The organism is Undibacterium sp. Tian12W, from assembly GCF_049339405.1.
Taxonomy (GTDB): Bacteria; Pseudomonadota; Gammaproteobacteria; order Burkholderiales; family Burkholderiaceae_D; genus Undibacterium.
Map to the genome: position 1 here is coordinate 60,959 of NZ_JBMPPK010000016.1, position 20,341 is coordinate 81,299.

Below are 20,341 nucleotides of genomic sequence, written 5' to 3' on the forward strand. Positions count from 1 at the left end.
ACTTCAACCATTGATGGGTAGATATCCATGCGAACATCTCGATTATTCATGCCAGTTCTGAATGGCTTCCTCTTCTTCTTCCTATTCCTCTTCCTCTTCCTGTTCATGAGTTTGTCTGCGCATGCGCTGCAAGCAGCACAGACTAGTCCGGCTATCCCGGCGCGCAGCGTCTATGACTTCAACCCTGGCTGGAAATTATTTGTGGGCGATGCACCGGGCGCAGCAAATCCCGCCTTTGATGATTCCAGTTGGAAGGCAATTACTTTGCCACATGCATGGAACGAAGATGAAGCATTTAAAAAGGATATCGCCGATCTTTCGACTGGCATCGCCTGGTATCGCAAGCGTTTCCGTTTGCCTGCGGGGGCTTTGGCGGGCAAGGTCTTCCTGGAGTTTGAAGGCGTGCGCCAGGCCGCAGAAGTGTTTGTGAATGGCAAATCCGTCGCCTTGCATGAAAACGGCGTCATGGCTTTTGGTGTCGATATCAGTGAGGCTGTGACTGCGGGTGAAAACACCATTGCAGTGCGCACTGACAATGCCTGGGATTACCGTGAAAAAGCGACTAACCAGCGCTATCAATGGTCTAACAATAATTTCAATGCGAATTATGGTGGCATCCCCAAGAATATCCGCCTGCATCTGAGTGGCCGCCTGTACCAGACCTTACCCTTATATTCCAATTTGGGTACTACAGGCACTTACATCTATGCACAGGATTTTGATGTGGCTGGCAAGGCCGCCACGATTACTGCAGAATCCCAGGTCAGAAATGAAACAGCTGCCGCCAGCAGCGTGGTCTATGAAGTTGCCATTACCGATCTTGATGGTAAGAAGGTCGCCACATTTTCCAGCCAGGCACAAACCATCGCCGCTGGCCAGACAGTAATGGTGAAAGCCAATGCACGTGTCGGCAAACTGAATTTCTGGAGTTGGGGTTATGGTTATCTTTATGATGTCAGCACAACGCTGAAAGTGAATGGCCGCGCAGTGGATACTGTGCATACACGCACCGGCTTTCGCAAGACAGAATTTGCCAATGGCATGATCAAACTGAATGACCGTGTACTGCAAATGCACGGCTATGCGCAACGCACCTCGAATGAATGGCCAGCAGTTGGCATGTCAGTGCCACCCTGGTTAAGTGACTACAGCAATCAACTGATGGTAGCAAGCAATGGCAACCTGGTACGCTGGATGCATGTGACGCCCTGGAAACAGGATGTGGAATCTGCTGACAGGGTAGGGCTGATACAAGCCATGCCGGCTGGTGATTCTGAAGCAGATGTCGATGGCCACCGCTGGGAACAGAGAGTGGCTTTGATGCGGGATGCCGTCATTTATAACCGCAATAATCCCAGCATCCTGTTCTATGAATCCGGCAACAAGGGCATCAGTGAAGCCCATATGCGTGAGATGAAAGCGATACGTGACCAATATGACCCTTATGGCGGTCGTGCCGCTGGCAGCCGGGAAATGCTGAACAGCCAGGTGGCAGAATATGGCGGTGAAATGCTCTATATAAACAAGAGTGCCAGGCTGCCTTTCTGGGCCATGGAGTATTCGCGTGATGAAGGTCTGCGCAAATACTGGGATAACTATACTGCGCCGTATCACAAGGATGGTGATGGCCCTCTGCACAAGGGGCAAGATGCCAGCATCTACAACCGCAATCAGGACTCCCACGCCATAGAAAATGTACAGCGCTGGTACGACTACTGGCGCGAACGACCGGGCACCGGCAAACGGGTCAGTAGCGGTGGCGTCAATATCGTTTTCTCTGATACCAATACCCATCATCGCGGTGCTGAAAATTATCGCCGTAGTGGCGAAGTTGATGCCATGCGTATCCCCAAAGACGGTTTTTATGCGCATCAGGTTATCTGGGATGGCTGGGTGGATGTAGAACAGCCACGCATACATATCATAGGCCACTGGAATTACACGCCAGCGACCACCAAGGCGATAACAGTGGTGTCCAGTGCAGATGTAGTGGAACTGTTCCTGAATGGTAAATCCCTAGGCAGGGGTGAGCAAAGTTCACGCTTCCTGTTCAGCTTCAAAGACGTAAGCTGGCAGGCCGGTGAATTGCGTGCTGTAGGTTATGCCGCAGATGGCAACAAGCTTTGTGAAACCGTATTGAAAACAGCGGGTGAACCGGTAGCTTTGCGCCTGAGTGCCAAAGCTGCGCCAACTGGCTGGCGTGCCGATGGCGCTGACCTGGCGTTGGTTGAGGTGGAAGCCATAGACGCAAACGGCCAGCGCAATCCTGTGGCATTGAATCTGGTTGATTTTAAACTGGATGGCCCGGCAGAATGGCGCGGCGGTATTGCGCAGGGTGAAAATAATTTCATCTTGTCTTCCAGTTTGCCGGTGGAGGGTGGTGTCAATCGCTTGCTGTTACGCAGCACTACCCAGGCCGGGAAAATACGCCTGACTGCTACCACCGCAGGCTTGCGATCAGCGAGTCTGGAAATGACTACAAAACCGGTCAAAGTAGATGCAGGTCTGGGTACGCAACTGGCGAGTGCGCAATTGCCTTCCTACCTGGGGCGTGGCCCGACACCGGCTACTCCTTCATTCAAAGCATCCCGCCTGGCGATGGATATTGCCAAGGTCACAGGGGGTAGCAATGTCGATGCTGCAGCAAAGTCCTTTGATGACGATGAAACAACCGCCTGGCATAGCAGCAGTGTGCCAGGTGAGGCATGGATAGCCTATGAACTGATGCGTCCTGCCACGCTGACCGAAGCTGTTTTTAAATTCACTGGCTGGCGTGAACGCAGCTACCCCATACGTATCAGCGTCGATGGCAAGCTGGTGTATGAAGGATTGACACCCAAGAGCCTGGGCTATGTCAGCCTGCCTTTGAAAGCTGTACGGGGTAGTGTTGTCAAAGTAGAGCTGACAAGTATGGCGACGGACAGCGACAAGGCATTTGCCCTGCAAGAGGTTGCCAATCAAAAGAATACGGATACCGGTGCCAAAGTCGTCGCCAAAGGAGCGCTGTCGATTATTGAGGCAGAATTCTATGATGCTCTGCATTAAATAGTGAGGGTAGCCAGTCTGTTGCCGTCAGCAGGTTGGCTATATTTGGATGTCTCTGGCTGTACTTAGCCGTCAAAAACTGGGCTTGTTCACCATCAAAAAGTACACACCTATCATGGCGATGAATGCTGGATAGCCCAGCCATTCCCATATCTTTGCATAGCGCCAGTACAGCTCTGGCAGCACAGTCGTGTTGTTGGCATCAGCAACTTCGAGCATGGCTTTCATGCGTATTTGCAACCACACCACAGGCAACCAGCAGGCACCGGCAAACAGGTACAAGACAAAGGACCACATGATCCAGGGTGTGCTCAAGGGCCAGCCTGCCATGTGCACCATGGCAAAGCCAGTCAGCGGCTGAATGATTACGGCAGGTGTCGTAAAGCACCAGTCAGCCAGCACTACCAACCTGGCAACTACAACTTGTGCCTTGAATTGCCTGCTGCGGTTGGTAAAGAACATATAAAACGCCGAGCCAAAACCGGTACCAACCAGTAAGACAGAAGACAGGACGTGCAGGGTTTTAAGCAAGAGATAGGTGTTCATTTTGTGTCTTTTCGTGTGTCTGTTTGATGAGCAAATAAATAAACGAGTAAAGCCAGGATAGGCAGGTTTTTCAGGACCGGGCCAAATGGATGTAAATAATATTCAGGCGAGTAAATTGCAATGATGCCGCTATAGCCAACAATCAGGGTAATTTGCATCAGCCATAAAATGCGCCTTGGCCAGAGCAGGGTAGCCAAACCCAGGCACAGATCCAGCGTCGATGCGGCCATCAGCATGAACATCGCAGGAGCACCGCTAAGGCCGAGAGGTTGCAATAAAGCCAGACTGCCAGAGATCGGGTAAAGACCAAACGACACAGCGGCAGTAACAAACCAGACCAGGGCCAGCACATAGCGAAATAATGGCAGGCTCCAGCCTGCAATCGCGCTGCAGGCGAGCATATTGGCGGGGATGCCCGTGAACCAGTCTTTATGCGATTTTGCTGGCCTGCCCAGATGTGTTGCAAAGCCCGTTCCATCAGCAATATTGTCTTGCTCGAGCATGCGTAAACTATCTGGTGTCAGCAGATTTTGCGGTAACAGTGTGGCTGCTCGGGCGGCGAAGCGCATCACAGGCATGGGGATGGAAAACATGCATTGCGCAGGCATACCCATAGCTGATCGATAAATTTCCAGCATGCGCCGGTAAGACATGGCTTGCGGGCCAACGGCATTCAAGACCATGCTATGACGGTTTTCGTCAGCAAGCCAGAGCGCGATTGCCGCGCACAAGTCATCTACATGAACGGGTTGTACTTGTTGCTCACCACGCCCCGGCAAACCAAGCACAGGTAAGCTGGCCATGCCGCGGAATAACTGGCTACTGCCACCATCAGTGCCAACCACCAAAGAAGGGCGCAGGATCAGGTAGTTGAGGCCGCCAGGAGCGATATCCATGAGTACCTTGTCAGCAGCGCGTTTGCTGCGCATATAGCCCGTCATGGTTTCAGGATGTTCAGCCTCGTTCGTGCCACCGAGGGCAGATATTTGTATGACTGCTTTGACGCCACATCTGGCGGCTGCATAAAACAAGGCAGCAGGTGCATCGCGGTGGATGGCATCAAAACTTAATTCTGTCGTTTCATTGAGTATGCCGACGGCATTGATGATGACATCAATTTGCCCAAGGCTGCGCAGACGTTTTTCCCAGATGGCTGGCTCGGTATCCTGCGCATAATTGATCGCTATTTCTTCAGGATCAGTCAGGCGTTCAGGCAGTTTGGGTTTGCGTACACCGTGACAGACTTCATGCCCGGCATCTTGCAAAACCTGACTGATATGACGGCCTAAAAAACCTTGGGCGCCGCAGATAAAAATTTTCATGATCTTGTTTTTGTAAGGGCTTACGCAAAATTGTCCGGTCAAGGCGCTGCACTGCAACTGTGCCGGTTTTGCGTAAATTCTATTTGATGTCGCAGCGACCTTCTTTGCAAGCGCGGCTACGTTTTTCAGCACGTCTGGCGGCAATGCGCAAAATGGAATCTGCAAATACTTCAGAAACCCAGTGACGGTTTTTGGCGAAATGCTCATAGCCCCAGTTACAGATGGGTTTGAGTATGGGCCAGTTACTGAATGCAGTCAGCCAACCCAGGCCTGCGGCGCGATAGGCGAGATGTATGACTTCTACACCAGTCACGACTGTGCCATCGGGTTTGATGCCATGAATGACACGCATCACTTCTGTCAAGCTCACGCCATATTTTGCGACATCAAAACCAGGCGCTGAAGCATCAATGAAATTCAATTTATTCAATTGATCGCGCTCACGCAAATTGTCCATCTCCAGCTTGCAGACAGGGCAGGATGCGTCGTACAGAAGGGTCAGTGGATAGTCGCTCATTTTTAATCTTTCTCAACTTTAACTTTTATTTCTGATATTTCTGTCTAAACAGAAATGTATCTTCAAAAAAAATGCCTGAGCATTTTTTCTTGTGCGTATCAGATGAATACTGTTGCAACAGGCTTATTGCTTGTCATCCCCACGCACAAATTTTTGTACTGCCGCACCCATCTTCAACAGCTTCATCAGGGTATTCGGTTCCAGTCTCAGCATTTCATCGGTCCAGGTGGTGACGGTCTTCATCAGCGCCAGGGTTTCGGCAATCCGCAATTGCGTGGCCTTGTCTTCCTGATCCAGATCCGGGCTATCCAGACATTGTTGCAAGGTGGCGATAGTGGGGTTGAACTCCCTTTCCTTACGCTCGCGTACTACTGTGCGGAACAATTCCCAGACATCCAGCGAAGTTTCATAATGTGCCCTGCGGTCACCCATGACATGCGCCAGTTTTACCAGCTTCCAATTTTGTAGCTCTTTGAGCGAATTGGATACATTCGATCTTGCTACACCCAGTGTGTCTGCAATTTCTTCTGCCTGCATGGGGCAACCGACGATATACAGCAGGGCATGAATCTGGCTCACGGTACGGTTAACACCCCATAAGGTGCCCATTTCGCCCCAGTGCAGGATAAATTTTTGTTTGACGGGTGTAAGTTCCATAAGCACAGTGTAGTTAATTCCCTTATTTCAGTCAAGACAGAAATAAAAGAATTATTAATTTCCTTAATGAAAAGATAAAATTGCTCACAATGAAGCTTAAATCTTAGGGGGCATAGATGGATGATGTACATGCAGTATTGAATTTCTGGTTTGGGCTGGATACCGACGATGCCAAAACTGCGCAATCCCAGGCCAAGCTATGGTGGTCCAAGAGCGATGACCTCGATGCTGCAATCAGGGATGGCTTTGCCAACCTGACCGAACAAGCCATACAGGGTGAATTGTCGGGCTGGGAAAATACTGCCGAGGGCCGGCTGGCATTAATTATCCTTTGCGATCAGTTCCCCAGGAATATGTATAGGAACCTGCCTGAATCTTTTGCCTATGATGAGCAGGCCAGGCTTTACTGTGAGGCAGGCCTGCAATTGCAGGCAGACCGTCAATTGCGCCCCATACAAAGAGTATTCTTTTACCTGCCACTCGAACACTCAGAGTCGCTGGCCGATCAGGACAGGTCAGTTGCCTTGTATGATGCATTGCGCCGCGAGGTGCCAGAAGCGCAGCGCGAGACTTTTGATGGTTTTTATAAATTCGCGATAAAGCACCGCGCGATCATCGGCCGGTTTGGCCGTTTCCCGCACAGGAATGTGATATTGGGACGTACATCAACTGCGGATGAACTGACATTTTTAGCTGGACCCGGCTCATCATTCTAAAGCCAGAATTATCAGGCACACTACCAGGGAGTACTCAAGCATGACAGAGCAACTTGCAACGCCGGGCGTTTATGTTACTGAAGTGGATGGTTTTTCCAGTGCCGTGGTGGCAGTGCCCACCGGTATTCCGGTATTTCTTGGCTATACAGCAAAAAATAGCGCCAAGGCAACTGGTACAGCTCTGCCTGTACGCATTTCGTCTATGGTGGAATACATTGATGTCTTTGGTGCTGCTCCACAGATAGAGTACGACTACGTCAGCAATAGCCATGCAACACCGCCGTACCAGGCCAATAAGGCTGCTCCGGCTTTTGGTTTGTACTATGGCCTGGAATTGTTTTTCAATAATGGCGGCGGGATTTGCTATGTACTTTCACTTGGTACGTATGATGAGGTGATTTCTGCCGGAGCTTTTGGCAAAGACGTCTATACGCATGCATTGCCTGTTGCGGCTGCTTGCACAGAAGCCGATTTGCTGGTCATGTCAGATGCTGTGCATCTTAGCTTCGATGACTGGGTTAGTGTGTCGCAACTTGCATTGCAAAGCTGTGAACAATCGCAGCACATCATATGTGTACTGGATGTGCACAATGGCTATTTGCCTGCTGATGGTACTGCACAAGACCCCATTACAGGTGGCAACGGCAGCGGTGGCTTCTACAAGATTGCCGGGCTGGGTGAGGAGTTCAATAAATATGGTGTCAGTTATTATCCATGGCTGAATACAAATATCGTTAGCCTCAGTGATATAGATTACAGCTGGATTTCTGCCGCAAGCTTGCCTTTGCTGGTAGCAGATTTGACGACAGAAGCCCCCACTTTATTTTCCCCCGACGCCTCAGGTGCTGCTTCATCAAAATTGCAGTCTTATCTCAATATCGTCAACTCGTTGACTCAGGCAGGCGATGCAGTGGCAGTGCGCCAGCGTCATCAAAGCCTGACGGCGTTGTCTCCCTTGTATCGATCCTGCATGAACAATATCGCTATCAGCGTTAACCTGTTGCCACCAGCAGCCGCGATGGGGGGCGTATATGCACGTACCGATCATACCTTTGGCGTTTTTCAGTCGCCTGCCAATACAACCATCATCAATGCCATTTCTCCGGCAGTGACTATCAATGATCAGGAGCAGGAAAATTTAAATATGCCCTTGAATGGCATGGCGGTGAATGCCATACGCACGTTTCCCAACTACGGATTGCTGGTTTGGGGTGCACGCACTCTGGCCGGGAATAGTGATGACTGGCGTTATATCAGTGTAAGGCGCACCATGATCATGCTGGAGCAATCAATAAAAAATGCATTGCTGTCTTATGTGTTTCAGCCCAACACTAACCTGACTTGGGTAGCGGTTACTTCTACGATTAGCAATTTTTTGAATACGCAATGGAAGGACGGTGCACTGGTTGGTAGCAAGGCAGCTGATGCATTTAGCGTCAGTGTAGGGCTGGGTAGCACCATGAGCTCGCAAGATATACTGGATGGCGTGATGAATGTCACGGTAAAGGTCGCTCTGGTACATCCTGCAGAATTTATTGTACTGACTTTCCAGCAGCAAATGCAAACGGGCTAAGCTTATCAAACTGTTTGCGAGTGCCCGGTGCTTTGCCGGGCACTCTGCGAATCACATCACATCACAGCAAATCAAATCAATCATAACCAAATGTCGCAGTCTTGCTCAAGTTGCGAGGTGCTGGTGGTGCCTTGGGTACGAAACTGAACTGGAATTTGACATTGGTCGGACCATCGTTCGCCACTTGCACTGTTTGTGCCAAAGGTTCGCCAAACATATTCGGTGCCCAGGCTTTGACTTCATACTTGCCCGCTGGCAGATTGTTGAGAGCGACACTGCCTGACGCATCAGTCTTGGAAAAATACGGCGTATCAACCACATAGATAAAACCGCGCATCCAGTCATGGAAGTGGCAAACCAGGGCAACTTCCCCCGCTTTATCAAATACGATGGGAGCTGGCTCTTCTTTTTTGCTATTTACACGCAATTCAAAGGTTTTTGCAGGAGAAAATGATTTCAGGTGATGCTCGTGATTATCCTTATTGGGAAAACGCACCTGAGTGCCGCTGCGTATGACAGTCAGGAAAGGGCTGAAAGCATAATTTTCTTGCGCCACGATGCTGGTGTCGCCGGGCTTTTTGGCGGGTGAGGGCGTATCCAGCGGTGTCGCAAACAGGACGGCATTGCCCATGGCTTGCCCGTTCTTGTCGATCAGATGTCCCACCAGTAAACCAGCCTGGGCAGCCAGGGAATAACTGAATAATCCCAAAACAGACAATGACAGGCAGAATTTACGGGGCAGCAGTTTTGCTAGTATTTGCATCAATTTCTCCTGATTTTCTTATAAAAACAAATGGGCGCAGAGCTATTATGCTTGAACTTTATTTGGCAAGGGAGTTTGCGTTTCCTCAAGATGTCCACTTACAACAGGCCTGTCATCAAGGATTTAGCAAGGATTCATCAAGGGTATATGCAGCCTCGGCACGCAAATTGCGCTAGACTTGCAGGATATCTATGGAGAATTGCATGAGTATTACAGTAGAAGACATTAAAGCCGTATTGGCAAAAGTGACAGACCCAAACACCAATAAAGACCTGATCGCGACTAAATCAGTAAAAAATATCAAGATAGAAGGCGCAGATGTCAGCCTGGACGTGGAACTGGGCTACCCGGCTAAAAGCCAGTTTGAACTGATACGCGCTGCCGTTGTGGCTGCCATTGCTGTCTTGCCTGGCGTGGGCAAGGTCGCGGTCAATGTGACCTCAAAAATCATCGCCCATGCTGTGCAGCCTGGCATCAAGCTCATGCCGAATGTGAAGAATATTATCGCTGTGGCCTCAGGCAAGGGTGGGGTCGGAAAATCGACTACCGCTGCCAATCTTGCGCTGGCCCTGGCTGCTGAAGGCGCTGCTGTCGGTATTCTGGATGCCGACATTTATGGCCCTTCCCAACCCATGATCATGGGTATCTCTGGGCGCCCTGAAACGGTCGATGGCAAAACCATGGAGCCGCTGGAAAACCATGGCCTGCAAGTCTCATCCATCGGTTTCATGATAGACCCTGATGAACCCATGGTCTGGCGCGGCCCGCTGGTGACCCAGGCCATGCAGCAATTGCTGGGGCAAACCAACTGGCGTGATCTGGATTACCTCATCGTTGATATGCCACCAGGTACGGGTGATGTGCAGTTGACGCTGTCGCAAAAAGTACCAGTGACTGGCGCTGTCATCGTGACGACACCGCAAGACATCGCCTTACTGGATGCGCGCAAGGGCCTCAAAATGTTTGAAAAAGTTGGCATCCCTATCCTGGGCATCGTCGAAAACATGAGTATCCATATCTGCTCAAACTGTGGCCATGCCGAGCATATTTTTGGTGAGGGTGGTGGTCAGAAGATGTGCGCTGACTTTGGCGTCGATTTCCTCGGCGGCCTGCCTTTGACGATGAGCATACGCCAGCAAGCTGATTCTGGTACGCCTACCGTCGTTGCTGAGCCTGATGGGAAAATCGCCGGTCTGTATAAAGACATCGCCCGCAAAGTCGCTATCAAGGTTGCTGAAAAAGCCAAGGACATGACCAGCAAGTTCCCGACTATCACCATACAACATACCTGAGGTGCAGGCGAGTATGGATAGTATGGATAGTATGGATAAGCAGGCGGATTATGCTTACATGCAGCAAGCGCTGGAGCTGGCCAGGCGCGCGACCATAGAAACTTCACCGAACCCCAAAGTGGGTTGCGTGATCGTGCGTGATGGCGAGGTGCTGGGGCAGGGCTGGACGCAGCCAGTAGGGCAGGCGCATGCAGAAGTGCAGGCACTGCGTGATGCGGTGGCAAAAGGCCATGACGTGCGTGGTGCCACTGCCTATGTCACGCTGGAACCCTGCAGCCATTTTGGCCGCACACCACCTTGCGCAAATGGTTTGCGTGATGCAGGTATAGCTCGCGTGGTCGCTGCCATGCAGGATGCCAATCCACAAGTAGCAGGGCGCGGTTTAAGTATTTTGCGGGAAGCTGGTGTTGAAGTTGAGTGTGATACTTTTCCTGATCTCGCCTTGCAGGCACGCGAATTGAACATAGGTTTTTTCCAGCGCATGGAAACAGGCAAGCCCTGGGTTCGGATGAAAGTTGCCGGCAGCCTTGATGGCATCACCGCTTTGAGTAATGGACAAAGCCAGTGGATTACCGGACCAGCAGCCAGACAGGATGGTCATGAATGGCGGGCGCGTGCAGATGCTATTTTGACTGGCATAGGCACCGTGCTGGCAGACGACCCCATGCTGAATGTCCGCGGCATAGACACGCCACGTCAGCCACAAAAAATTATCGTCGATTCACATCTGCGCATCTCGCCACAAGCCAAAGTGTTGCAAGGGGGTGCCTTGATTGTCTGTGCTGAACCTGATGCTGAAAAACAGCTGCAACTGGAACAGGCGGGGGCGGAAGTGATTTGCTTGCCAGGCGTAAATCAGCAAGTGGATTTGCCCGCCCTGATGCAAGAGCTGGGGCGCAGACAAATCAATGAATTGCATGTGGAAGCAGGCGCGACCCTGGATGGTGCATTGATTGCGCAAGGCTGCGTCAATGAATTATTGTTGTATCTGGCGCCCAAGCTGCTGGGTAGTGGCGCTGGTTTATTTAATTTACCTGAATTGACACATGTAGATCAGGCGAGTGTTTTGCAATTTCACGAAATCAGGCAGGTGGGAGATGATGTGCGGATACTGGCTCGCTTGAAATAAATCATTTATATGTGAAGCAGGAATATGTGAAGCCGGAAAATGTAAGGCAGAAAAGAAAAAAGGATCGTTGAATAATCAACGATCCTTTTTTAACTGGTCGGAGTACAAGGATTCGAACCTTGGACCCCCTGCTCCCAAAGCAGGTGCGCTACCGGGCTGCGCTACACTCCGAAAAACTGGTCTGTCTGGTCTGACATTTACTGACATTTATTATTTCAGTCGAACCAGCTTGAAAAAACAAGATCTGTATCTACTGAAATAAAAGGGACCGTCTGTGACGATCCCTAGAATCTGGTCGGAGTACAAGGATTCGAACCTTGGACCCCCTGCTCCCAAAGCAGGTGCGCTACCGGGCTGCGCTACACTCCGAAGACCGCAATAGTACTGTTTTGAGACTTGCTTGTCAAGCCGTTTGACTTTACATCCCCTATACAACAAGTATTTATAGTGATTTTTTGCTTTCAAAATAGCGTTGCTGTCCAGTAATCGGATCATCAAAACAGATGGATTTTGCCAGTAACTGCAAAGGGGCAGAAAAATCATCCGCCTTGCAGGGCAGGGCCACCGGATAAAATGCATCATTCAAAATGGGTGCACCGAGACTGCTCATGTGCAGCCGCAATTGGTGTTTTCTACCGGTCACAGGCTGCAATTGGTAGAGGCTATGTTCGCCACGTCTTTCCTTGATATCAAGCAGGGTTTCTGAATTTGCCATGCCTGCCACTTCGCGCATGACAAAGAACTTGTCGGCTTCTTCCATGTGGCTGTAATGCCGTAGCGGGAAAACCAGTTCGGGCAAATGCTTCGCAATGGCGTGATAGGTCTTTGCCATGCTTTTGCGCTGGAACAGGGATTGATACTGCCCGCGGGTGGCTGGATTGTGTGAAAACAGCATGACACCTGCGGTTTCCCTGTCCAGTCTGTGTATGGGGGTCAGATCCATCAAGCCAGTATTTTTCTTCAGCCTGACCAGCAGGGTTTCCCGCAAAAATCGACCCGATGGAATCACTGGCAGGAAGTGCGGTTTATCGACCACCAGTAAATGCTCATCTTGGAACAGGATTTCTTCATGAAACGGGATAGGTGTTTCATTCTCGATTTCACGGTAGTAGTAAATACACATGCCGCGTTTGACAGCGCTATTTGCAAGCAGGACTTTGCCGTGTTGATCAACGACCTCTTGTCTGTCCAGACGTGCTTGCCAGGTGCTTGCGCTCACATCCGGGAAATGGGCTTGCAAAAAACTGAAGACATTGTCCCAATGGCCTTCGGGTATCCAGATATAGCTGGGCGCGATGCCGTCGCGTACTGGTAAGGGCAGGGGCAGGGGCAGGGGCAGGGGAGGCTGGGCTTGCATGTCTGATCGTTTATCGGATGGTCTGTTGGCGTCGCCATACTATCATGCAGGCATGGAGCAGGAGCTTGGCGGGCTGCCTGAGATCATGAAACTATCCGCCCGGGATGTTAAAACGGTAAAATGCTGGTTTTAACCATTATCGCGTTCTAGTATGTCAGCTATATCGACAGCAGGGCGCAGGCTAGTGATCTCATGACTGTACGTACCCGTTTCGCTCCCAGCCCTACCGGCTATCTCCACGTTGGTGGTGCCCGCACTGCCTTGTTCAGCTGGGCATTTGCCCGTCATTTTGGTGGCACTTTCGTGCTGCGCATAGAAGATACCGATCTTGAGCGCTCAACGCCAGAAGCTGTGCAAGCCATTCTTGACGGCATGAACTGGCTTGGCTTGCATCATGACGAAGGCCCTTACTATCAAATGAAACGCATGGAGCGCTATAGCGAAGTGCTGGCCGACATGCTGGCAAAAGGCACGGCATATCACTGCTTTTCCTCGCCGGATGAAGTTGAAGCTATGCGTGACCGCCAGCGTGCAGCAGGTGAAAAGCCGCGTTATGACGGTACATGGCGTCCTGAAGCTGGCAAGACTTTGCCGGCGATTCCGGCGGACCGCAAGCCGGTCATACGTTTTAAAAACCCGCTGGATGGTGAAGTCAGCTGGCTGGATGTCGTCAAGGGGCAAATCACTATCGGCAACCGTGAACTGGATGACCTGGTGATTGCCCGCCCTGATGGCACGCCTACCTACAACTTCTGCGTCGCAGTCGATGACTGGGATATGCAAATCACCCACGTTATCCGTGGCGATGACCATGTCAATAACACACCGCGCCAGATCAATATCCTGAACGCACTTGGCGCGACCCTGCCGCACTATGGTCATTTGCCTATGATCTTGGGCCCTGATGGCCAAAAACTGTCCAAGCGCGATGGTGCTGCTAGTGTGATGGACTATCCGCTGCAAGGCTATCTGCCGGAAACCATGCTCAACTATCTGGCGCGCCTGGGTTGGAGCCACGGTGACGATGAGATATTCTCTATGGAGCAAATGTGCAGCTGGTTTGATTTAAGCCATTTGTCTGCTTCTGCTGCCCAGTTCAATCCTGAAAAACTGGCCTGGATCAATAACCACTACATCAAGGCCGCAGACAACACGCGCCTGGCTGGTTTGATCAAACAGCAAATGCTGGATGATGGCGCGCAGTTTGATAATGCACCCGCACTGGAAGCCGTAATCGCACTGTTGAAAGAGCGCACCAATACCACAGTAGAGCTGGGGCAGGCTGCCATGCTGTTCTATCGTCAGCCAGTAGCAGACCCGGCATTGTTGACACAGCATGTGACAGATGCGGTATTGCCAGCCTTGCGCCAATACGCCGAACTGTGCAAAACCGTGGAATGGAACAAGGCAGCCCTGTCTGCCGCCATGAAACAAACCCTGGCTGACTTCTCGCTGAAGATGCCACAACTGGCCATGCCTTTGCGCTTGCTGCTGACAGGTCAATTGCAAACACCATCCATCGATGCCGTCATCGAGCTGTTTGGCCGTGAAGTCGTTACGCAGCGCCTGAGCGTAATTGCAGGCTAGAAAGTTTGGGGGCTTTACATCTGACGATGTATCCCCTATAATCTCGTTTCTGTTCTGCAGCGTCGGGGGTATAGCTCAGCTGGGAGAGCGCTTGCATGGCATGCAAGAGGTCAGCGGTTCGATCCCGCTTACCTCCACCAAATAAAGTGGCAGAGCAGAACATTACTTGTTGTCCCCATCGTCTAGAGGCCTAGGACATCACCCTTTCACGGTGAGTACAGGGGTTCGAATCCCCTTGGGGACGCCAATAAACTTCATTATTTATTGTGGACAGCAAGTAATTTACGATTTAGGTCAGCAACACGGACAGAATCTGTCCCCATCGTCTAGAGGCCTAGGACATCACCCTTTCACGGTGAGTACAGGGGTTCGAATCCCCTTGGGGACGCCAGTAAGTTCTCGTTAAGAGAGTGAAAAAAGCCTTGAGAAATCAAGGCTTTTTTTGTTTTTGCGGCATGCTTTTCTCTTCAGTTTATTTCAACTACGTATTTTGACTATATTATTTCGATAATAAGCATTCAACATGGTGTGTCAGCGAGGATGAGGGCGGAAATGGGTAAAATAAAAAATCCCCAGGTCGCAAAAGTATTCAACAACTATTCGCCGCACATACGACAAAAGCTGATGCTCCTGCGGCAGTTGGTCCTGGATGTCGCATCGGAACATAAAATATCTGACACATTGGAAGAAACCCTGAAGTGGGGTGAACCGAGTTATCTAACGAAGACTGGCAGCACAGTCAGAATAGATTGGAAAAGTTCGGCGCCAGAACAATACGCCATGTATGTTCATTGTCAGACCAGGCTGCTTGATACTTTCAAAGAGCTATACAGCGACAAACTAAAGTTCGAAGCTAACAGAGCCATCATCTTTCATCAGGATGATGAGATTCCTGTTGATGAGGTAAAGCATTGCATACTTTTGGCGCTCACTTATCACGACAGAAAGCATCTACCCATGCTGGGTGCATAAACAATATGCGTTGTTTGATGTTTTGTTTGTGCTGATTTCTGTCGTGTTGTTTGCTATGGCTTTATTATTGACTTACTTCTTGATGTAAATCTTGTCAAACTCACCGCCATCATCAAAGTGTTTTTTCTGCGCCTGCTTCCAGCCGCCAAATACATCATCGACAGTAAACAAATTCACAGGCTTGAAAGAGGCTGCATATTTCTTTGCTGCGATTTCTGAGCGTGGGCGCAGGTAGTGTTTGGCGATCAGGTCCTGGCCAGCTTCGGTATAGAGAAATTGCAAATAGGCTGTGGCGATTTTGCGGGTGCCCAGTTTGTCGGCTACCTTATCTACCACCGCGACTGGGGATTCTGCCAGGATAGAGATTTTTGGATAAACGACTTCAAAGTTGTCGCCAAATTCCTGACGTACGAGTTGCACTTCATTTTCAAAGGTCACCAGCACATCACCAATTTCACGCTGGGTGAAGGTGGTGGTGGCACCGCGTCCGCCACCATCAAGCACCGGTACATTCTTGAACAGATTTTCTACCAGTTGGCGTGCCTGAGCTTCTGTGCCGCCGGTCTTGATGACTGAGCCCCAGGCTGCCAGGTAGCTGTAACGGCCATTACCTGAGGTTTTTGGGTTGGGGATGATGACTTTCAAGCCCGGTTTGCCAAGGTCATCCCAACTGGCGATGTGCTTGGGGTTGCCCTTGCGCGTCAGGAAGACCATGGTTGAATAAAACGGTGCTGCATTATTCGGGAATTGCTTGGCCCAGTCTTGTGGCAGCAAGCCCTTGTCTGCGAGGATGTCGATATCATTGGCCTGGTTCATGGTCACGACCGAGGCTTCCAGTCCATCAATCACCGAGCGTGCCTGTTTGCTGGAACCACCGTGGGATTGGTTAACACTGATGCTTTCGCCGGTTTTCTTTTTCCAGTCCGCGACAAAGGCGGGATTGATGTCCTTGAATAATTCCCTGGTCACGTCATAGGATGCATTCAGTATGCCGGTGGCAGCTTGTGCCGTGCTGTAAAAGGCAAGCAGGCTGACACTGGCAATCAGCAATGCGGCGGCGAAAGTGGTGCGGCGCTGGCGTTGGCGGGTTTTGATTAACTGTTTTACATGTGCGATTTTGCTCATTTTTTGCTCTCGGTTTGCGGATTGTCCATCTTGCGCAAAAATGCCAGACTTGTGAACGATGATATTTTTACTTGCTTAGACTCGTAAGGAATAAGTGGCATGGAATAAGTGACATGGCCTACGCGAAATTGCAAAACGGGCCAGGTATTTCTTGCCGGAGAAAAACAAATATGCATACTCAAAATTAGTCTGATAACAGCTTGCGTCCGCTGTACTGCAAAGACATTAAATTTGCTACACTGAGTCTCTTGATATATTTATCCAGGTCAAAACCGATGAAAATGACTACTCCCCTGATGGCAGCCCTGTTGACTGCAAGCACCTCAATTTCACTGACTGCCATGACTGCATTGCCCGCCCAGGCGGCGGATAGCAAGGCGGCCAGCGCCTCTGCACATGCAGCCAATGCCGCGCAGGGTGGTATAGACTGGCGCAAGGACAATAATGTAGATGCGGCTTTTGCCCAGGCCAAGGCCAGCAACAAGCCCTTGTTCTTGTATTGGGGAGCAATCTGGTGCCCGCCTTGTAACCAGGTAAAGGCGACAATTTTCAATCGTCAGGAATTCATCGATAAATCACGTCATTTCATCCCGGTATATCTGGATGGCGATACCCCAGGTGCACAAAAATTTGCATCGCAGTTCAAAGTACGTGGTTATCCGACCATGATACTTTTCAAACCTGACGGCACAGAGATCACCCGTTTGCCCGGTGAAGTTGATTCTGAACGTTATTTGCAAGTGCTGACCCAGGCCCTGAATACCACGTTGTCTGTGCAGGACACAATGAAACTGGCACTGGCGGGCAATAAAAATCTCAAGGATGAGGATTGGAGTCTGCTGGCCGATTATTCATGGGATGATCCCGAGCAAAAACTGGTGCCAGGCAAAGAACTGGTGGCGACTTTGCTCAAGTTGTCTGAACTGAGCCCGGCTGGTTTGCATGCCACGCGTTTGTACCTGCGCGGCATTTATGCAGCAGCGACAGCCAAGCCAGGCCAGGCATTACCAAGCATAGACAAGGCCCAGGCAACAGATAAAGTCTTGAAAGCCATCAATGATCCCAAAACAGCGCGCGACAATATGGATTTGTTGAGCAATGCTGCCGGGGAGATCACCGAATTCCTGACTGTTGCCAAATCAGAGCCACGCAACAAGCTGATACGTGCCTGGAACGCGGCAGTGGTCAAGCTCGCTGATGATGCCACGATTTCCAAGACCGACAGATTGGGTGCAGTTGGTGCCCAGGTCGCTCTGGCCAGTCTGGATAATGCCAAGCCAGAAGCAGCTTTGCAAAAGGATGTGCAAAAGCGTGTAGCTGCGATAGAGCAGGCAACTACCGATGCCTATGAACGCCAGTCTGTCGTCAATGCCGCTGCCCATGCGCTGGGTGATGCTGGTTTGCTTGATGATTCTGACAGCTTGCTCAAGGCTGAACTCAAGCGTTCACATTCTCCTTACTACTTCATGTCCACCCTGGGTTCGAATGCCAAGAAGCGTGGTGACAAAGTCGCTGCCGCAAACTGGTATGAGCAAGCTTATAACGCCGCCAAGGGCCCGGCCACCCGTTTGCAATGGGGTTCCAACTATGTCAGCAGCCTGGTAGAGCTGGCGCCAAATGATGATGCACGTATAGAAAAAGCCGTGCAAAGTGTCTTTGGCGAAGCCGCAAAAGTCGATAATGCCTTCTATGAACGCAACCGCGCCTATCTGGAAAAAATGGGTAAAAAACTCATAGACTGGAATAAGGAAGGCAAGCACCAGGTCGCTTACCAGAAAGCCCGTAGTCAGCTCGATGGCATATGCGGCAAGCTACCCGCGAATGACCCGCAAAAAGCAGTTTGCCAGGGTGTGCTTAATAAATCCTGATACATAAATCTTGATACATGAATCCTGATTCCTGATAACAGTCTTTGCACAAAACAAAAAATCCCGCGACTTGATATCGCGGGATTTTTTTATGGGCTTTTCAATGCAACTCAGTCTGGTTTGAACTGGTGAGCAAAGGTAAATTCATCCGTCCTCGCCTTGTAATGCAAGCCCTTGCGCATGGCCCAGCTGGCGTACTGATGATGCAGCGGGATGGCTGCATAATCCTGCAAGGCGGCCGCCATGGCTGTTTTGGCAAATGCTTCGCGCTTGTCTGCTTCGACAGAAGCGAGAGAAGATTGTATCGCCTCATCCAATGCACGGTTACTGTATTTGCCCCAGTTCCAGCTGCCCCAGCCATTGTCGGCATTAACAGTACCCAGCGTGGTACGCAACGCGAAGTCGCCCGCCAGTGAACCCCAGCCCAGCAGGGCCATGCTGTAGTCACCCTTGGACGCTTTGGGGAAATACACTGCCAGCGGTTGCGTTTCTACCTTGGCCTGTATGCCGATCTTGCTGAGGAATTGTGCGACAGTCTGCACTATCTGTTCATCATTGATATAGCGGTTATTGGGGCCATGAAGCGTAATCGCAAAGCCATTTGGATATCCAGCTTCAGCCAGCAATTTTTTAGCACCTTCCGGGTCGTAGGCTTCAAGCTTCAGACTATCGTTATAGCCAAACACGCCAGGGGCGACGAGATTGGATGCGGGCACTGCCAGGCCTTCCAGTATGCGCTCTGTCAATGCGGTACGGTTGATGGCCTTGGCAATCGCCTTGCGCACGCGTATGTCTTTCAGGGGATTGGCCGCCAGCGGTTTGCCAGCCTTGTCGGTAATGTAGGGTGAAACCCTGGCCTGGTGATCAAGTTGCCAGAACAAGGTGCGCCAGGAAATTTTTTGCTCCAGCTTGAATTTGGCATTGCCTTTGAGTTTGCTCAAATCTGCTGGGGGGATACTCTCTATCGCATCGACATCACCAGACAAGAGTGCAGCCATGCGTGGCGCACCGGCAGTGATGATGCGGAAGGTAACTTTGTCCCAGGCTGACTTTTCACCCCAGTAAGCATCGTTTTTTGTCAGCTCCACTGCATCACCGCGTTTGAAGCTGGCAAATTTATAGGGGCCGGTGCCGATTGCTGCCTTGCCGCTGTTGAAGTCATCGGTGCTTGCCTGCAATGCTGCTTTTTTTGAAACGATGAATACAGAACTCATATCCAGCGGCAATGGGCCGTATGCCGTCGCTGTTTTCAGGCGCAGGGTATGGGCATCAACGATCTGTTTGCCAATAATTTGTTTGGTAAAGCTGGTGTACGGGCCTGGGCTGTTTTTTATCTGAGCAGGCCTGTCCAGGGAAAACACCACATCTTCTGCCGTCATTTCGCTGCCATCATGGAACTTCACGCCAGGCCGCAATTTGAATTCCCAGGTGGTCGGGTTAATCGCCTTCCATGACAGCGCCAGACCAGGTGCAACGCGGCCATCTGAATCAACACTGACCAGTGCTTCAAACAAATGCGAGGCCATGGCATTGTTCGGCCCGCTATTGAAATAGTGTGGGTCCATGGAATTGACGTCAGCGGCAAGGCCTATCTTCAGGTTGGCTGCAAGACTGTGTGCTGGTTGCAAAATGCCCAGCGAGACTGCGAGCAGGGCGGGGAGCAGGAGCTTTTTTGTGGTGAGAAGCATAAGCAACTTTCAAGTTTCAATCTTGCAAGCTTACCATTGCCTGCGTTTTTCATCAGGGCCGCGAATGTATTTGTATATTTGAAATGAGATGAAGTGAGATGGAATGCGTTCTGACATGTTGATAAAACCAGCTTGCAAATTTAGAAATTTCGAATTTTGAAATTTACAAATCGAAGCACATTCT

Annotated in this window: 16 protein-coding genes and 5 tRNA genes; 11 read left to right on the forward strand and 10 right to left on the reverse strand. The window is 50.6% G+C overall.

What is annotated here, in order from left to right:
* Window positions 1–27 precede the first annotated feature (27 nt).
* Window positions 28–3,045: a sugar-binding domain-containing protein gene (locus ACO0LI_RS20150; RefSeq protein ID WP_423034832.1), complete on the forward strand. Its 3,018-nt coding sequence runs from the start codon at window positions 28–30 to the stop codon at window positions 3,043–3,045.
* Window positions 3,046–3,117: 72 nt separating this feature from the next.
* Here ACO0LI_RS20150 and ACO0LI_RS20155 read toward each other — a convergent pair whose 3' ends face one another.
* From ACO0LI_RS20155 to ACO0LI_RS20170, 4 genes are all read right to left on the reverse strand, one after another.
* Window positions 3,118–3,591 (reverse strand): DUF2269 family protein, encoded by a 474-nt coding sequence (locus tag ACO0LI_RS20155; protein ID WP_162041880.1) that lies wholly within the window; start codon window positions 3,589–3,591, stop codon window positions 3,118–3,120.
* Window positions 3,588–4,913, reverse strand: coding sequence for an SDR family oxidoreductase (locus tag ACO0LI_RS20160; RefSeq protein WP_423034835.1), 1,326 nt, complete (start codon window positions 4,911–4,913; stop codon window positions 3,588–3,590). The genes ACO0LI_RS20155 and ACO0LI_RS20160 overlap by 4 nt, the downstream gene beginning before the upstream one ends.
* 79 nt (window positions 4,914–4,992) lie before the next feature.
* On the reverse strand, window positions 4,993–5,430 hold the full coding sequence (locus tag ACO0LI_RS20165) for a thiol-disulfide oxidoreductase DCC family protein (protein WP_162041878.1): 438 nt from the start codon (window positions 5,428–5,430) through the stop codon (window positions 4,993–4,995).
* 123 nt (window positions 5,431–5,553) lie between these two features.
* Window positions 5,554–6,087, reverse strand: a complete 534-nt coding sequence (locus tag ACO0LI_RS20170; protein ID WP_422950456.1) for a GbsR/MarR family transcriptional regulator — start codon at window positions 6,085–6,087, stop codon at window positions 5,554–5,556.
* 116 nt (window positions 6,088–6,203) lie between these two features.
* Between ACO0LI_RS20170 and ACO0LI_RS20175 the strand changes: the two genes are divergently transcribed.
* Together ACO0LI_RS20175 and ACO0LI_RS20180 are read left to right on the forward strand one after the other, a co-directional pair.
* Window positions 6,204–6,803, forward strand: coding sequence for a DUF924 family protein (locus tag ACO0LI_RS20175; protein ID WP_423034837.1), 600 nt, complete (start codon window positions 6,204–6,206; stop codon window positions 6,801–6,803).
* 40 nt (window positions 6,804–6,843) lie between these two features.
* A complete protein-coding gene (locus tag ACO0LI_RS20180) occupies window positions 6,844–8,376 on the forward strand; it encodes a phage tail sheath family protein (RefSeq protein WP_423034839.1) in 1,533 nt (510 codons plus the stop codon).
* Window positions 8,377–8,452: 76 nt separating this feature from the next.
* Here the strand turns inward: ACO0LI_RS20180 and ACO0LI_RS20185 are convergent, their stop codons facing one another.
* Window positions 8,453–9,139: a carboxypeptidase regulatory-like domain-containing protein gene (locus ACO0LI_RS20185; RefSeq protein ID WP_423034841.1), complete on the reverse strand. Its 687-nt coding sequence runs from the start codon at window positions 9,137–9,139 to the stop codon at window positions 8,453–8,455.
* A 203-nt stretch (window positions 9,140–9,342) separates the two neighbouring features.
* Between ACO0LI_RS20185 and apbC the strand changes: the two genes are divergently transcribed.
* Window positions 9,343–10,431, forward strand: coding sequence for an iron-sulfur cluster carrier protein ApbC (gene apbC, locus ACO0LI_RS20190; protein ID WP_423034843.1), 1,089 nt, complete (start codon window positions 9,343–9,345; stop codon window positions 10,429–10,431).
* A gap of 31 nt (window positions 10,432–10,462) precedes the next feature.
* Complete coding sequence (ribD, locus tag ACO0LI_RS20195) at window positions 10,463–11,560, forward strand: bifunctional diaminohydroxyphosphoribosylaminopyrimidine deaminase/5-amino-6-(5-phosphoribosylamino)uracil reductase RibD (RefSeq protein WP_423034949.1); 1,098 nt, start codon at window positions 10,463–10,465, stop codon at window positions 11,558–11,560.
* 94 nt (window positions 11,561–11,654) lie between these two features.
* Here the strand turns inward: ribD and ACO0LI_RS20200 are convergent.
* From ACO0LI_RS20200 to ACO0LI_RS20210, 3 genes are all read right to left on the reverse strand, one after another.
* A tRNA-Pro gene (locus ACO0LI_RS20200) sits at window positions 11,655–11,731 on the reverse strand.
* A 121-nt stretch (window positions 11,732–11,852) separates the two neighbouring features.
* Window positions 11,853–11,929, reverse strand: a tRNA-Pro gene (locus ACO0LI_RS20205).
* 73 nt (window positions 11,930–12,002) lie between these two features.
* Window positions 12,003–12,917 (reverse strand): pseudouridine synthase, encoded by a 915-nt coding sequence (locus ACO0LI_RS20210; protein ID WP_423034845.1) that lies wholly within the window; start codon window positions 12,915–12,917, stop codon window positions 12,003–12,005.
* Between the two features lie 192 nt (window positions 12,918–13,109).
* Here ACO0LI_RS20210 and gltX point away from each other — a divergent pair, with 192 nt between their 5' ends.
* The 5 genes from gltX to ACO0LI_RS20235 all read left to right on the forward strand — a co-directional run bounded on the left by gltX (window position 13,110) and on the right by ACO0LI_RS20235 (window position 15,476).
* Complete coding sequence (gene gltX, locus ACO0LI_RS20215) at window positions 13,110–14,504, forward strand: glutamate--tRNA ligase (RefSeq protein WP_422950449.1); 1,395 nt, start codon at window positions 13,110–13,112, stop codon at window positions 14,502–14,504.
* A gap of 64 nt (window positions 14,505–14,568) precedes the next feature.
* Window positions 14,569–14,644, forward strand: a tRNA-Ala gene (locus tag ACO0LI_RS20220).
* 31 nt (window positions 14,645–14,675) lie between these two features.
* Window positions 14,676–14,751 (forward strand) — tRNA-Glu (locus ACO0LI_RS20225).
* 68 nt (window positions 14,752–14,819) lie between these two features.
* Window positions 14,820–14,895, forward strand: a tRNA-Glu gene (locus ACO0LI_RS20230).
* A gap of 161 nt (window positions 14,896–15,056) precedes the next feature.
* Window positions 15,057–15,476, forward strand: coding sequence for a DUF1801 domain-containing protein (locus ACO0LI_RS20235; protein ID WP_422950448.1), 420 nt, complete (start codon window positions 15,057–15,059; stop codon window positions 15,474–15,476).
* 72 nt (window positions 15,477–15,548) lie between these two features.
* Here ACO0LI_RS20235 and ACO0LI_RS20240 read toward each other — a convergent pair whose 3' ends face one another.
* Entirely contained in the window at window positions 15,549–16,601 is a 1,053-nt protein-coding gene (locus ACO0LI_RS20240; RefSeq protein WP_422950447.1) for a sulfate ABC transporter substrate-binding protein, read from the reverse strand.
* A 275-nt stretch (window positions 16,602–16,876) separates the two neighbouring features.
* Here ACO0LI_RS20240 and ACO0LI_RS20245 point away from each other — a divergent pair, with 275 nt between their 5' ends.
* On the forward strand, window positions 16,877–18,469 hold the full coding sequence (locus ACO0LI_RS20245; RefSeq protein ID WP_423034847.1) for a thioredoxin family protein: 1,593 nt from the start codon (window positions 16,877–16,879) through the stop codon (window positions 18,467–18,469).
* A gap of 110 nt (window positions 18,470–18,579) precedes the next feature.
* Here the strand turns inward: ACO0LI_RS20245 and ACO0LI_RS20250 are convergent, their stop codons facing one another.
* A complete protein-coding gene (locus tag ACO0LI_RS20250) occupies window positions 18,580–20,157 on the reverse strand; it encodes an ABC transporter substrate-binding protein (protein WP_423034849.1) in 1,578 nt (525 codons plus the stop codon).
* Between the last annotated feature and the right edge of the window lie 184 nt (window positions 20,158–20,341).

Coding starts and splice junctions, on each gene's coding strand:
- ACO0LI_RS20150 (WP_423034832.1), top strand. CDS start 28: ATGCGAACATCTCGATTATTCATGCCAGTTCTGAATGGCTTCCTCTTC.
- ACO0LI_RS20155 (WP_162041880.1), bottom strand. CDS start 3,591: ATGAACACCTATCTCTTGCTTAAAACCCTGCACGTCCTGTCTTCTGTC.
- ACO0LI_RS20160 (WP_423034835.1), bottom strand. CDS start 4,913: ATGAAAATTTTTATCTGCGGCGCCCAAGGTTTTTTAGGCCGTCATATC.
- ACO0LI_RS20165 (WP_162041878.1), bottom strand. CDS start 5,430: ATGAGCGACTATCCACTGACCCTTCTGTACGACGCATCCTGCCCTGTC.
- ACO0LI_RS20170 (WP_422950456.1), bottom strand. CDS start 6,087: ATGGAACTTACACCCGTCAAACAAAAATTTATCCTGCACTGGGGCGAA.
- ACO0LI_RS20175 (WP_423034837.1), top strand. CDS start 6,204: ATGGATGATGTACATGCAGTATTGAATTTCTGGTTTGGGCTGGATACC.
- ACO0LI_RS20180 (WP_423034839.1), top strand. CDS start 6,844: ATGACAGAGCAACTTGCAACGCCGGGCGTTTATGTTACTGAAGTGGAT.
- ACO0LI_RS20185 (WP_423034841.1), bottom strand. CDS start 9,139: ATGCAAATACTAGCAAAACTGCTGCCCCGTAAATTCTGCCTGTCATTG.
- apbC (WP_423034843.1), top strand. CDS start 9,343: ATGAGTATTACAGTAGAAGACATTAAAGCCGTATTGGCAAAAGTGACA.
- ribD (WP_423034949.1), top strand. CDS start 10,463: ATGGATAAGCAGGCGGATTATGCTTACATGCAGCAAGCGCTGGAGCTG.
- ACO0LI_RS20210 (WP_423034845.1), bottom strand. CDS start 12,917: ATGCAAGCCCAGCCTCCCCTGCCCCTGCCCCTGCCCCTGCCCTTACCA.
- gltX (WP_422950449.1), top strand. CDS start 13,110: ATGACTGTACGTACCCGTTTCGCTCCCAGCCCTACCGGCTATCTCCAC.
- ACO0LI_RS20235 (WP_422950448.1), top strand. CDS start 15,057: ATGGGTAAAATAAAAAATCCCCAGGTCGCAAAAGTATTCAACAACTAT.
- ACO0LI_RS20240 (WP_422950447.1), bottom strand. CDS start 16,601: ATGAGCAAAATCGCACATGTAAAACAGTTAATCAAAACCCGCCAACGC.
- ACO0LI_RS20245 (WP_423034847.1), top strand. CDS start 16,877: ATGAAAATGACTACTCCCCTGATGGCAGCCCTGTTGACTGCAAGCACC.
- ACO0LI_RS20250 (WP_423034849.1), bottom strand. CDS start 20,157: ATGCTTCTCACCACAAAAAAGCTCCTGCTCCCCGCCCTGCTCGCAGTC.